At 64.4% G+C, this 13,014-nt stretch carries 15 protein-coding genes and 2 tRNA genes; 7 read left to right on the top strand and 10 right to left on the bottom strand.

The genetic code is table 11. The annotated features are described in order from the left end of the window. The 3 genes from RIB52_RS01030 to RIB52_RS01020 all read right to left on the bottom strand — a co-directional run. Positions 1-252 (bottom strand): serine hydrolase (locus RIB52_RS01030; protein ID WP_350172002.1); only part of this gene is annotated, 252 nt, incomplete at its 3' end. 114 nt (positions 253-366) lie between these two features. After that, a tRNA-Thr gene (locus RIB52_RS01025) sits at positions 367-442 on the bottom strand. A gap of 43 nt (positions 443-485) precedes the next feature. Next, positions 486-559 (bottom strand) — tRNA-Cys (locus tag RIB52_RS01020). A gap of 189 nt (positions 560-748) precedes the next feature. Between RIB52_RS01020 and RIB52_RS01015 the strand changes: the two genes are divergently transcribed. Beyond that, entirely contained in the window at positions 749-1,528 is a 780-nt protein-coding gene (locus tag RIB52_RS01015; RefSeq protein WP_350172000.1) for a thioesterase family protein, read from the top strand. Between the two features lie 83 nt (positions 1,529-1,611). Here RIB52_RS01015 and RIB52_RS01010 read toward each other — a convergent pair whose 3' ends face one another. The 7 genes from RIB52_RS01010 to RIB52_RS00980 form a co-directional block, all read right to left on the bottom strand. Then, on the bottom strand, positions 1,612-2,460 hold the full coding sequence (locus RIB52_RS01010) for a crotonase/enoyl-CoA hydratase family protein (RefSeq protein WP_502879435.1): 849 nt from the start codon (positions 2,458-2,460) through the stop codon (positions 1,612-1,614). A gap of 73 nt (positions 2,461-2,533) precedes the next feature. Then, complete coding sequence (locus RIB52_RS01005) at positions 2,534-2,911, bottom strand: winged helix-turn-helix domain-containing protein (RefSeq protein WP_350171998.1); 378 nt, start codon at positions 2,909-2,911, stop codon at positions 2,534-2,536. Between the two features lie 14 nt (positions 2,912-2,925). Continuing rightward, positions 2,926-3,336 carry a JAB domain-containing protein gene (locus RIB52_RS01000; RefSeq protein ID WP_350171996.1) on the bottom strand — a complete coding sequence of 137 codons (411 nt, stop codon included), beginning with the start codon at positions 3,334-3,336 and terminating at the stop codon, positions 2,926-2,928. Positions 3,337-3,344: 8 nt separating this feature from the next. Further along, positions 3,345-3,911: a hypothetical protein gene (locus RIB52_RS00995; RefSeq protein ID WP_350171994.1), complete on the bottom strand. Its 567-nt coding sequence runs from the start codon at positions 3,909-3,911 to the stop codon at positions 3,345-3,347. Between the two features lie 13 nt (positions 3,912-3,924). Further along, positions 3,925-4,272: a hypothetical protein gene (locus RIB52_RS00990; RefSeq protein WP_350171992.1), complete on the bottom strand. Its 348-nt coding sequence runs from the start codon at positions 4,270-4,272 to the stop codon at positions 3,925-3,927. Between the two features lie 30 nt (positions 4,273-4,302). Beyond that, positions 4,303-4,875, bottom strand: a complete 573-nt coding sequence (locus RIB52_RS00985; RefSeq protein ID WP_502879434.1) for a hypothetical protein — start codon at positions 4,873-4,875, stop codon at positions 4,303-4,305. Positions 4,876-5,055: 180 nt separating this feature from the next. Beyond that, complete coding sequence (locus RIB52_RS00980) at positions 5,056-6,237, bottom strand: LL-diaminopimelate aminotransferase (protein ID WP_350171988.1); 1,182 nt, start codon at positions 6,235-6,237, stop codon at positions 5,056-5,058. Between the two features lie 134 nt (positions 6,238-6,371). On the opposite strand from RIB52_RS00980, the gene RIB52_RS00975 reads away from it, so the two are divergent. The 6 genes from RIB52_RS00975 to lptG all read left to right on the top strand — a co-directional run bounded on the left by RIB52_RS00975 (position 6,372) and on the right by lptG (position 13,014). After that, entirely contained in the window at positions 6,372-8,315 is a 1,944-nt protein-coding gene (locus RIB52_RS00975; RefSeq protein ID WP_350171985.1) for a PHA/PHB synthase family protein, read from the top strand. Positions 8,316-8,462: 147 nt separating this feature from the next. Next, complete coding sequence (locus RIB52_RS00970; RefSeq protein ID WP_350171983.1) at positions 8,463-9,332, top strand: phasin family protein; 870 nt, start codon at positions 8,463-8,465, stop codon at positions 9,330-9,332. A 280-nt stretch (positions 9,333-9,612) separates the two neighbouring features. Beyond that, positions 9,613-9,984 (top strand): ATP-dependent Clp protease adapter ClpS, encoded by a 372-nt coding sequence (gene clpS / locus RIB52_RS00965; protein WP_350171981.1) that lies wholly within the window; start codon positions 9,613-9,615, stop codon positions 9,982-9,984. Positions 9,985-10,026: 42 nt separating this feature from the next. After that, a complete protein-coding gene (locus tag RIB52_RS00960; protein WP_350171979.1) occupies positions 10,027-10,536 on the top strand; it encodes a DUF427 domain-containing protein in 510 nt (169 codons plus the stop codon). A 135-nt stretch (positions 10,537-10,671) separates the two neighbouring features. After that, positions 10,672-11,901 (top strand): LptF/LptG family permease, encoded by a 1,230-nt coding sequence (locus tag RIB52_RS00955; protein WP_350171977.1) that lies wholly within the window; start codon positions 10,672-10,674, stop codon positions 11,899-11,901. Positions 11,902-11,916: 15 nt separating this feature from the next. Beyond that, the gene (gene lptG, locus RIB52_RS00950; protein ID WP_350171975.1) at positions 11,917-13,014 is read left to right on the top strand and encodes an LPS export ABC transporter permease LptG; all 1,098 of its coding nucleotides are present in this window, start codon (positions 11,917-11,919) and stop codon (positions 13,012-13,014) included.

Here is a 13,014-nt window from a genome sequence, read left to right as displayed (position 1 = left end):
CACAGTCGCATCGGCAAATGCGCTCGAACCGATTTCGGGGATGATATCGCGCACGCGCTTCGTTTCGTCGAGCTTGCCCTCGGCGACGAGGATCTGGGCGAGCAGGCCCGTCACCGACTTCGTCATCGACATCGCGGCGTGTTTGCCGTCTTCTTCGAGGCACCCGAAATAGCGTTCGTAGACGACCTTGCCCTTGTGCAGGATCAGCATGCCGTCGGTGTAATTGGCGTAGAGCGATCGCTCCCAAGTCATCGGTGCGTCCGCATTCATCGGCGTGAATCGACCCCGATCCCGGGACAGACGAAGTTCGTCGGCTTGACCTGACGTTCCTAACGCTGCGAATGTCTGGAATTGCTAGGGAAAGTGTGGTGCCGCTTACGTGACTCGAACACGTGACCCCATCATTACGAATGATGTGCTCTACCAACTGAGCTAAAGCGGCACTCGGCATAAGTGCAGGTCCGCCGGGGACCGTGCACCGGATCTGGAGGCCCGAGCCGGAATCGAACCGGCGTATACGGATTTGCAGTCCGCTGCGTCACCACTCCGCCATCGGGCCGGACCGCCCTGCACAAGCCGAAGCCTGCTCGGACAGAGCGCGGCACCTAGCGATTCGCCGCGACAAAGGCAATGCGCCTTTCGCTTCCGGTGGCGGGGTCGTTCGTTATGACGCGCGCAAGGGCGAAACATGTGGCCTTACGCAACGTCACTCTGGACCCTCGCATCCTGTCCGGGCAGAGGCGTGCCCATGACGATCGCAAGCCTGCTGGAACCCGTGGACGGCACTCCCGGTCCGCGCCGCCTTTCCCATGCTGCAGAATGGATGCAGGGGCGCACGCTTTACGGCGGGGCCTCGGCGCTTGTCGCATTCACCATGGCGCAGCGCGCCTTTCCCGACCTACCGCCGCTGCGTGCCGGGCAGATTGCTTTCGTCGCGCCGGTTGGCGAGGAAATCGAGCTCTCCGCACAGATCGTGCGCGCAGGCCGCAACGTGACGCAGGTGCGCTCCGAGATCCATGCCGGAGGCCAGCTTGCCCTGACCGCCTTCTGGCTGTTCGCGGCCGAACGCGAGGCCAATGCCCTGCATCCTTCCGAACCGCCCGCTGACTGGCCCGGGCCGCCGGACGAAAACGCACAGGCCATGAAGGGCGAAGGGCCCTCCTTCATCCAGAACAATTTCGAATTGCGCTTCGGTCAGGCGAAGGAGGCCGACCACGGCGCGACCATCCGGCGCTGGGCGCGGCTGACCGAGGCACACGAACTCGATCCGGTCGGCAAGCTCATCCTGATGGGCGACGTCATGCCGCCGGGCGCGATGCGGATCATGAGGCGGACCGGCCCGATCAGTTCAATCAACTGGTCGTTCAACGTGCTCGACACCGAATCCCGCTCGGAAGGCGGCTGGTATCTCGCCGAGAATGCAAGCCAGCATGCAGACGCAGGCTATTCCTCGGAGCGGCTGCGGATGTGGGACAGCGAGGGCCGGCAGGTGCTCGACGGACTGCAATGCGTGGCCGTGTTCGGCTAGGCGATCCGTTCTTCGGAAAGTCTCGGCCATGCGGCCCGAAGTTCCTGCCTGCGCTCGCGCTCGCCCGCGCTTCAAGCCGGACCCTAAAGGTCCTCGAAGTTCGGCTTGCGCTTCTGCATCGCGGCCATCACCGCCTCGACCTGGTTCGGCGTGCGCATGATCGCATCCTGTTCGACGCTTTCGGCCATCAGGATCGCCTCGGTGTCCTGTTCCACCATGGCTTCCTGCAGACGCTTGGCCGCGCGGATCGCGTGCGGATTGCGATCGGCAATCGTCTCGGCGAGTTCGAGCGCGCGCCCGAGCGGGTCCTCGCTCGTTTCCGTCGCGAGACCGAGCCGCTGCGCCTCCGCGCCGGTGAATTCGCGATTGGTGTAGATCAATTCGCGCAGCACGTCGTCGCGCACCAGCCCGCGCCACAGCGCGTAGCCGCCCATGTCCGGCACGAGGCCCCATTTCAATTCCATGATCGACATGCGGGTTTCGGGATGGACGATGCGGATGTCCGCACCGCTCGCGATCTGCAGGCCGCCGCCGAAGCACACGCCGTGCACGGCCGCGATCACCGGCACAGCGAGCTTGCGCCACTGCATCGCGACTTCCTGGAAAGTGTTGGCATTTCCGTGCGTGCGTTTCGTGAGCGGCGGCGCATCGGGTGACGGCGTGCGGGTGAAGCTCGCCGTGTCAAGCCCGGCGCAGAAGGCCCGGCCTTCGCCCGACAGGACGACGACGCGCACGCCCTTCATCTGCTCGAGCCTTTCGCCGGCGGCGATGATCGCCTCGAACATTTCCGGGTCGAGCGCGTTCATCTTGTCGGCCCGGGCCAGGCGGACATGGGCGACGCCGGTGGCGGAAAGCTCGATGGCGATGCGGCTGTCCGGCCCTTGGTTCTCATCCGCAGTCGGTGCGGCGGCGTGGGTTGCGGTTTCGGTCACGTGTCCCTCGATTCCTCTGGTTGCGCGCGCGGAAGGTGCAGGATGCTTGCCCGCCTGTCCAGCAGCGCTGCGCTCAGGCCGAAGGAGCCGGGCTAATGCCCGAGGGGCAATGCCCGCTCGGGGCATGGAGGAAGTAGCCGCCCTCGGTATGCTTCGCGATCATCCGGGAGAGCCCGAAGGGCGCGAGCTTCGCCCGGATCCGGGCGACATGTACGGCAAGGCTGCCGGCCTGCGAAGCAAAACCCGGCCACCGCGCATCGCGCAGCAATTGCCGCCGCGTCATGCGCCTGCCCGGATTTTCCGCGAGCCGCCAGAGCAGTTCGAATTCGCACGGGTGAAAGCCGAGCCAGCGGCCCGCCACCCGCCCGTCGCGATGAACCAGGTCGAGCGTTACCTCGCCCGCTTCGCGAAATCGCGGGATCCGCGTGTCGCTGTCGGGAAACGGCTGCATAGGTCCGCGCTCGGTCACAACAGGCCCCCCGCCCGCATGGAAAAGACCGCGTCGCGGGTGATCACGAGATGGTCCAGCAACTGGATGTCGAGCGCCGCACCGACCGCGCTCAGCCGGCAAGTCGCCGCGATGTCCGTTTCGGAAGGGCGGCACAGGCCCGATGGGTGATTGTGCGCGACGACGATTCCCGCAGTCCCCAGCTCGAGCGCATGCGCGAACAATTCCCGCATGCGCAGCGAGAGCGCGGGCCCGCAGCCCGTCCCGAAACCGGCATCGCCGAGATAGGCGTTGCGGCGATCGAGGAAGATGGCGTGAAACTTCTCGTCATCCTCGCCTTGGGCGAACAGGCTTTCGCGCAGATAGGCGATCATGGCCGCCACATGCGCCTCGCGCGGGTCCGCCTCGGCCGCGCTGCGTCTCGCCATCTGCCGGATCATCGTGTCGAACCGTTCCCGCCCGCAAGGCCGCGAAGAATCGCGCGTTTGGCCCCGCCCGCCCGCGCGACGAGCGGAAGGGTGCGTCCCCCGCGTCCGGTCCGCCAGCTGCGATAGGGGCCGTGTTCGCGCTCGCGCAGCACGTGCCGCACCAGGCCTGCGCCGAGCAGCAGCAACTGCACCCAGCCCGGCGCTATGATCATGGTCGCATAGGCGACCGGCGACACTGCATCGGCCAGCGCGCGGGCCAGATGAGCCCCGATCGCGAGCAGTTGCGTACCCGCGACCCACAAGGTCCAGTTGCGATTGGCATAGAGCGCGATGAGCAGCCAGATCGCCCCCGCCGCGATGTCCTTTCCCGCCAGGAAGGGATCGACGTCGAGCAGTATGTAGCCCGCGCCGAACAATAGCTTGTGCAGCAGGCCGAGGATTTCGAAAACGAAGAGCCAGGTTGCTGCGACCGCTCTTTCCGGCCCACCGCCCCATATGAACGCGGCAATGATGAGGCCGAAGGCCAGCACGTCCTGCACGGTCGAACGGTAGTCGAAAAAGAGCGGTTCGAGCATTGCGGCTTGGCGGTCAGGCGTCGATCGGCATCGTCACCGCTGCTTCGTCGGCGAGCTCCAGCGCTTCGGGAATGCGCTCGGTCGGGATGTCGTCGTCGCCCATGGTCTCGTGCGCCACCTTGTTCAGTTCATCGTGCACACGCAAGAGGCTGTTCGACATCGCCATCGCCTTGCTTTCCGCTTGGGAGAGCCGCATCAGCGCGCGCTGGCCGGTTGTTACCTCGACGGACGGGTTCTGCCGCGCGGCGAGCATGGCCTGGCGCAGGCGGGCGCAGGCGATCATCGACTCGTCGGCGAGCGCTTCGGCTTCGCGCAGGAGCTTCTTGAGATTGAGAGCGTCGGTACGGATACGGTCGGTCATGGCAAGGTCTCCGAACCCGCCCCGTGCTCCTCAGGACAGGTTCTGTTCATCCACGGGGACGGCGGCCCGTCCGTCCAGTGCCTCGCTGATCGTGACCGCCGCCGTCACCGTCAGGACGACCGCCGCAAGGCAGCCGAAAGCGATGCCGACAATGGCCGCGAGGCGAAGCAGGACGGCGTTATCGCCATCGAGCAACCCGGGGACGACCTGCGGCTCCTTCGGCTTCAGCCATGGTGCCTGCTGGGCAAGCGGCATAGCGTCGCTCATGACGAGTTCGCCGCGGTCGACCCGGTCACCGTGATCGGCCTGTGCCCCCGGATCGCCCACCTGACTTTTCCTCAATGAAGCTTCGCTCAAGCCCTTCAGCTTTGCTGCGTCGCGGTCCGCTTCGCGCACATTATACGTTGTATTTACAGGATCTTGCGCGGGTTCGACCTTATCCGATTCGCCCCGGCTCATGCGGTAGCTTTCGACGAGATCGCCGAGATTCTCCGCACCGAAAATGTCCTTGAGAGCCCGGATATGCTGGTTCACCCGGGTCTCGGAAACGCCCAGTTCCTGTGCGATGACCTTGATCGGAACGCGGCGGTCGATGCGCTCCATGACGGCCTGCTGCCTTTTGGTCAAAGGCCGGGAAGGTGCGGTCGGCATCCGGTCCTCCATCTCCTTAACCGCGTCACCATATCAGTAAACTAACCTCGGTTCTCCCTTGCATTTTGGCGTGGCTCGCCCGGTCAAGGGGTGTCCGACACCGGCGGGCAGGCCGGGCGACACGGCGGTTCGTCACGCGAAACTCGACAACCAGCGCTTTATGTTGCGCGCCGCCTGGCGAAGGCGCTGCTCGTTCTCGACCATGGCAATACGCACGAAGCCCTCGCCCTTTTCGCCATAACCCACTCCCGGGGCGACCGCGACCTTGGCCTCGGTCAGCAATCGCTTCGAGAATTCGAGGCTGCCAAGACGGGCGAGCGCGCGGGGCAACGGAGCCCAGGCGAACATCGAGGCGGCCGGGGGCGGGATGTCCCAGCCTGCCCGGCCGAAGGATTCGACCATGACATCGCGGCGTCGGCGATAAAGGTCGCGGTTGCGCTCGACGATGTCCTGCGGCCCGTTGAGCGCTGCGCAGGCAGCCGCCTGGATCGGCGTGAAGGCACCGTAATCGAGATAGGATTTGACCCGCGTCATCGCTGCGATCATCGCCCGGTTGCCAACCGCGAAACCCATCCTCCAGCCCGCCATCGAATAGGTCTTGGACATGGATGTGAATTCGACCGCAACATCCTTCGCGCCTTCGACCTGCATGATCGAGGGGGTCGGATTGTCGTCGTAATAGAGCTCCGAATAGGCGAGGTCGGAAAGGACCCAGACCTCGTTCTGCTTCGCCCAAGCGACCAGCCGTTCGTAGAAGGCGAGATCGACCGTCTCCGCCGTGGGATTGGACGGATAGCTCACCACCAGCACTGTCGGTCGCGGGACGGTGAAATGCATCGCCGAATCGAGGGCGCGCCAGTAATCCTCGTCCGGCGTGGTCGGGACCGACCGGATCGTCGCGCCCGCGATGATGAAACCGAAGGTGTGGATCGGATAGGACGGGTTGGGCGCCAGCACCACGTCGCCGGGCGCAGTGATCGCATTGGCGAGGCTGGCGAGCCCTTCCTTCGACCCCATCGTGACGACGACTTCGGTTTCGGGATCGAGTTCGACCCCGAAGCGGCGCGCATAGTAGTTCGCCTGCGCACGGCGCAGTCCGGGGATGCCCTTGGATTGCGAATAGCCGTGGGCATCGGGCTTGGCCGCAACCTCGCACAGCTTGTCGATCACGTGCTGCGGCGGGGGCTGATCGGGATTGCCCATGCCAAGGTCGATGATGTCCTCGCCCGCCGTGCGTGCCGCGTGCCGCATCGCGTTGACTTCGGCGATGACATAAGGGGGCAGCCGCTTTATGCGGTAGAATTGATCGTTCATTGCGTATCCGGGCATCGAAACTGCGTTTGCAGCTCTGGCGAAGGCACAGTTCAGCCTAGGGCATTATCGGTCGAAGTGGAAAGCCGTTTTCGCTACGATAGTGGCCCCACGCGCTTAAAAGGACCTTGGCAGCCATGGCCGATCATGACCAGACCCCCGATCCCGGATCGAACGCAGTGGAGGCCTTCTTTGACATGCAGGGCGAGGCGATGCGCGAATTGTTCGCGGGTGCCTTTGCCGGAGCGAGTGGCGATACGGGGCAGGATCGAAGCGTCGCCGCGCTGTTCGCGCAGGCGAGCGATGCGGACGAACTGGCCGATTGGGCGAAGGCGAGTTCCGAATTGCAGCGCATGTGGCTCGATTTCGCCGCGCACCAGGCGCGCGAGGCGGGGGAAAAGATCGGTGGGGGCGCGAACCCGATGGACCCGGCGCAGTGGATGGTGGTCTCGCAGAGCATGCTGGCCCAGATGCCCAAGGGCCTGTTCGAGGCGCAGGGCAAGCTCGCCGAAGAGACGATGCAGCTTTGGCAAGGCATGACCGCAAGCTTCATGGGCGGACTGACCGCCAGCGGGCCTGTAGGTGACGCGGAACGCAAGCTCGACCTGCCGCGCAGCGACCGTCGCTTCGCCGATCCGGCATGGCGCGAGCACCCGGCCTTTGCGCTGCTGCATCAGACCTACCTCATGCTGGCCGACTATTTCAAAGGCTCTGTGCGCGCGATGGAGGGAATCGACGGCGAAAAGCGCCGGCAACTCGAATTCGCGGTGAACGCACTCGCCGAGGCGATGAGCCCGGGCAATTTCCTGCTCACCAACCCCGTCGTGATGAAGCGCACGATCGAAACGCGCGGACAGAACCTCGTGAGGGGGATGCAGCATCTCATCAACGACTTGAAGCGCGGCCAGCTTACCCACACCGACCCGGATGCCTTCACCCTGGGCGAGAACCTCGCCGCGACGCCGGGCAAGGTGGTGCACGAAACGCCGCTCTACCAGCTCATCCAGTACAGCCCCACGACCGAAGAGGTCTACGAGGTCCCGCTGGTGGTGTTCCCGCCGTGGATCAACCGCTTCTACATCCTCGACCTGACGCCGAAGAAGAGCTTCATCAAATGGGCGGTCGACCAGGGGATCACGATGTTCGTGGTCAGCTGGAAATCGGCCGACGAAAGCCTCGCCGACACGGTGTGGGACGATTACATCCGCGCCCAGATCGAGGCGATCGACCTCATCCGCGAGCGGCTGAAAGTCCCCCATGTCCATACGATCGGCTATTGCGTCGCGGGCACGACGCTCGCCGCGACGCTTGCGATTCTCGCGCGCAGGGACGAGGCGGACAGGGTCAAGAGCGCGACCTTCTTCACCGCGCAGGTCGATTTCGAGAAATCGGGCGATCTCAAGCATTTCATCGATGACGGCCCGCTTGAGATGATCGGGCAATTGTCGCCGCAGGGCTATCTCGACGGGCGCTATCTCGCCGCGACCTTCAACGCGCTGCGGGGCAAGGACCTGATCTGGAATTACGTCGTCAACAATTACCTGATGGGGGAGGACTACCCCGCATTCGACCTGCTGCACTGGAACGGCGACGTAACCAACCTGCCCGCGAAATGGCACAACGACTATCTGCGCGACCTCTATCGCGACAACAGGCTGGTCGTGCCCGATTCGCTCGAAGCGGACGGAACGCCGATCGACCTGACACGGGTAGAGACACCGACTTTCGTGCAGGCGGGGCGCGAAGACCATATCGCCCCTGCCGAAAGCGTGTGGCGGATCACCGACCATTTCGCCGGGCCGGTCGAATTCCTGCTCGCCGGGTCGGGGCACATCGCGGGTGTCGTCAATCCTCCGGCGGCGAACAAGTACCAGTACTGGACGGGCGACAGCGCGGCCACTTCGCTCAAAGCGTTCATCGACAGCGCCGAAGAACATCCGGGAAGCTGGTGGCCCCACTGGCTCGAATGGCTCGAAGGCCAGGCGCCCGACAAGGTAAAGGCGACGGGCAAGCGCAAGCCGGGCGGGCGCGGCGACAAGGTGATCGAGGATGCGCCGGGGCGCTATGTAAAGACCCGCTGACTGTCAGCTGCGCCCTGCTGCTTGCTCCGCGCGCGAAATCGCCGCTCTTTCCGGGCCCTTGCGCCAAGCATTGTGCGCTGCACAAAATCGCTTGACTTCGCTTCCGCAAAGCCTATTTTGTGCGGTGCAACATGACGCGAGGTAACCATGGCTGACAACGCGACCACGGCCGGCACCAAGTCGAAGATCGATGCCGCTGCCGAAAAGGCTTACGAAGAAGCCGCTGCGAAATCGCCCTCTGCGGCGAGCGCCAAGGCCGTGTCCGCGGCGGTGAAGGCCGACGCGCCCAAGGCCGAAGCCAAGGCCGAAACGGTGAAGAAAGCCGTCGCTGCGCCGACCAAGCCCGCTCCGGCGAACAAGGCTCCGGCCACCAAGACCGCAGCGAAGGCGGCCCCCGCGAAAAAGCCCGCGCCGAAAAAGACCACGGCGAAAAAGACCACGGCGAAGAGGGCCCCGGCCAAGGCTTCGCCCGCCAAGGCGGCTGCCAAGACGAAGGCACCTGCCAAAAAGGCCGCTCCGGCGACCGCGAAGACCAAGACCGAGACCAACCCCGTAACCAAGCTCAAGGACACCATCATGGCCACTGCCAAGACCACCGATTTCACCGCCAACGTGAAGGATTTCGCGACCGATATGCAGGAACGCGTCCGCGCCGCTTATGGCAAGACGGGTGAATTGGCCGGCGAAGTCGGCGAATTCAACAAGGCCAATCTCGATGCGATGGTCGAAAGCGGCAAGATCTTCTTCACCGGTGCGCAGGACCTCGTGCGTGACAATGTCGAGACCGGCAAGACCGTCGTCGAAACCATGACCGAAGACGCCAAGAAGATGGCCTCGATCAAGTCGCCGACCGAATTGATGGAATTCCAGGGCGAGATCGCCCGTCGCAACTTCGACGCGATCGTCTCTTTCGGCTCGCAGCGCACCGAAGCGTGGCTCAAGCTTTACAACGATGCCTTCGCACCGATTTCGAACCGCGTCAGCGTCGCCACCGAAAAAATGACCAAGGCCGCGTAAGCGCACTCGAATACCAGTTCCTGGACCGGACCTCTCCTCTCTCTCTCCCAACCGGTTCAAGAAAGCGCGCCTTCGGGCGCTGGGCCGGGCAGACCTCTCCCGTCTGTCCGGCCCGTTACGTTTTGGGCGCAAGGCAGGCGTGCGCATGGCCATCAACAAAATGTCCATCTTGCGTCCGCGCAAACGAATCCCATAATGAACGGTGATGATGGGACCATCGCATTTCCAGACTGCGGATAGCCCGTGCGAAGGCGACCGGTGCGCGCGCCGGCTCCTTGCCATGGACGGCGCTGTGCGCGCCGTCATAGGCGGGGCGGACGAAGACGATCCGGGCAAGGGCAAGCCGGGAGACGGCGACAGCGAGGTCGGCATTGCGACCAAAACCCGCACCAAGCCCAAGAAACCGAGCCAGTACAAGGTGCTGATGCTCAATGACGACTACACCCCGATGGAATTCGTGGTGATGGTCCTCAAACGCTTTTTCGGCATGGATCTCGAACAGGCCACGCGCGTGATGCTCCATGTCCACCAGAAAGGCGTGGGCGTTTGCGGTATCTTCACTTACGAAGTTGCCGAGACCAAGGTGAACCAGGTGATGGATTTCGCCCGCCAGAATCAGCACCCGCTGCAATGCACGCTGGAAAAAGCGTGAGCAGCTTGAATTTCCTGCGATAGCCGATCGGGGAAAGCCTGTTTGAGACAGCCCCACCACCCTGAACCCGATCCGGTCGGCCCCGGCCAGGAAAGCGTGTGGGACTATCCCCGCCCCGCCATAGCGGAGCCGACCTCGCGCCATGTCCAGGTCGTCCATCGCGGCATAATGCTCGCCGACAGCCGCAATGCCTGGCGCACGCTGGAGACCAGTCACCCGCCAACCTATTACATCCCGCCCGACGACGTGGCGCGCGACTATCTTGAAGCGAACCCGGCCCGCCGTTCGCTGTGCGAATGGAAGGGGCAGGCGCGCTATTTCGACGTGGTGGTCGCCGGTCAGCGGATCGAGGCGGCGGTCTGGACCTATCCCGAGCCTTCGGCGAGCTTTGCGGGCATAGCGGGCTATTTCGCGTTCTATCCCGATCCTTTCGACGCCTGCATGATCGACGGTGAAAAGATCACGCCGCAGCCGGGGCAGTTCTATGGCGGCTGGATCAGCCGCTACGAGGCCGGCCCTTTCAAGGGCGGTCCCGGCAGCCGGTTCTGGTAGAAGCACCGGCGCGAGCGGGCAAACGGGGCATGACCGCGCCGCAAATTGGCGCTATGGGCGCTTGCCAGCGAGAGGAATCCGCCCCCGACCGAACAAGCGGCACGTGGGGCCCGGCAAGAAGGCCCGAGATCCCGAGTGTTCAATTTCCTGCCCAGCATCGACCGCTATGTCCTGCGCCTGACGATCGTGCCGATGCTGGGCGTGTTCGCGCTCGCCGCCTCGCTGCTGCTGCTCGACAAGATGCTGCGCCTGTTCGATTTCGTCGCGGTCGAGGGCGGTCCCGTCGCCGTGGTGTTCAAGATGCTGGGCGCGCTGATCCCCGAATATGCGAGCCTCGCAATCCCGCTGGGACTGCTGCTGGGCGTGCTGCTCGCCTTCCGCAAGCTGGCGACCTCGTCCGAGCTCGACGTGATGCGCGCGGTGGGCCTTTCCTATAACCGCCTGCTGCGCATGCCCTATGCGATCACGCTCGTCCTGGTGGCGATCAATGTCGCGCTCGTCTTCTATATCCAGCCGCTCAGCCGCTATTATTACGAGCAGATGGAATACGACCTGCGCTCGGGCGCGCTCGGGGCTTCGATCAAGGTCGGCGAATTCACCACCCTGGCCGACCGCATGGCGCTGCGCATCGAGGAAAGCGAGGATGACGGGCGGCGGCTGATGGGCATTTTCGCGCGGGTGCGGGCCGATGGCGGGCAGGTGCTCTCGATCAGCGCGCGCGAGGGTGCCTTCCTTGCCACCAGCGACGATCCCGACACGATCATCCTGCGCCTGACGGAAGGCACGATCGTGCAGGACACCGGCAGCGAGAGCCCGCGCGTGCTCTCCTTCAGCCGCCACGACCTGCCGATCGACCTGCCCGGGATAGAGGACTTCCGCGCCCGCGGCGACGAGACGCGGGAATTCATCCTGCCCGAATTGCTGCGGATCGGCTGGAATCCCGAGGCCGCGCCGAGCCAGCGCGATGCAAGCCAGGCCTCGTTCAATTTCCGGCTGGTTGAAATCGTGATGATGCTGCTGATGCCGCTGCTCGCGGTGGCTCTGGCGATCCCGCCTAAGCGATCCTCGAGTGCGCTCGGCGTGTTCGTCTCGATCGTATTGGTGGTCGCCTATCACAAGGTCAACGAATATGGCGAGGACATCGCGGCGCTCGGGCGGGTCGATCCGATCCTCGCCCTTTGGGGCCCCTTCGTGCTCTTCGCGGCGCTGATCATCTGGATGTACTACCGCGTCGCCTATGTCCCCGGCGGACAGGCAATCGGCGCGCTCGAGACCGCCTTCGCCAAGCTGACCAAGCGGCTGGGCAAGCTTTTCAAGCGCCGCGAGCGTCGCAGTCCAGGCGCGCGATACGCGCCGGCGGAATAGGGCGGTCCGACACGCATGCAGCTCGATTTCTTCCCGTCACGCACGCTGACGCTCTACCTTGCCAAGCTGTTCATCGTGCGCATCCTGGCCGTGCTCGTCATGCTGGTCGTCGTGCTGATGGCGCTCGACCTGCTCGGCGCGACGGGCAAGATCCTCGCAGTCGAAGGCAATGGCCAGTCCGAGGTTGTCAAATATGTCAGCCTGCGCGTGCCGCAGCTCGTCAGCCGTTTCCTGCCCTATTCGGTACTCCTGGCGACTCTCATCACCCTCGTCGCGCTCAACCAGAACAGCGAGGTCGTGGCGATGAAAGCCGCAGGGCTCTCGGCGCACCAGGTACTCGCCCCGCTGTTTCTCACCGCGGCGCTGGTCGCGCTCGCCAGTTTCGCTTTCAACGAGCGCATCGTCACCCGCGCCAATGCGACCCTGAAAGCGTGGGAAACCGCGGAATATGCCGCCATTCCCGAAGAGACGGGGGTGCGCGCCAATGTCTATCTGACCGATGGGACGAACATTCTCACCGCCTCCTCGCTGGTCGGGTCCGGGGAGGATATCGAGTTCGACAACGTCACCTGGTACGAGCGCGCGCCGGGGGGGATCATCCGTGAATTCGTCACCGCAACGCGCGCGACCTATGCCGCGCCGGGCTGGCTGCTCGAAAATGCCGAACGCTTCGACGTCGGCACTGCCGAAACCGAAGAACTCGGCACGTTCGTCGTCGGCGAGGCGCTCAGCCCCGAGCGGATCGACATCGACGCGGTCGACCCAGACTCGCTCGGATTTTTCGAACTGCGCGAGACGATCGATGCATTCGATGCGGCAGGCCGCCGCACGAGCGAGATGAAAGCGAGCTGGTGGCATCGCATTTCGGGGCCGCTCTCGGCAGTGCTTATGCCGCTGCTCGGTTCGGTGGCCGCCTTCGGGCTTGCCCGTTCAGGCCAGCTTTTCGTGCGCGCGATCATCGGCATGGCGCTGGGCTTTGCCTATTTCGTGATCGACAACGCCGCGCTCGCCATGGGTTCCTTCGGCGGGTATCCGCCCTTTCTTGCCGCTTGGGCGCCATTCTTCCTGTTCCTGCTGCTGGGCGAGACGGTGCTCGTGCGGACGGAGGAATAG

It is taken from the genome of Erythrobacter sp., assembly GCF_040217515.1.
Lineage (GTDB): Bacteria > Pseudomonadota > Alphaproteobacteria > Sphingomonadales > Sphingomonadaceae > Erythrobacter.
This window is presented reverse-complemented; position numbering and strand designations above follow the sequence as displayed.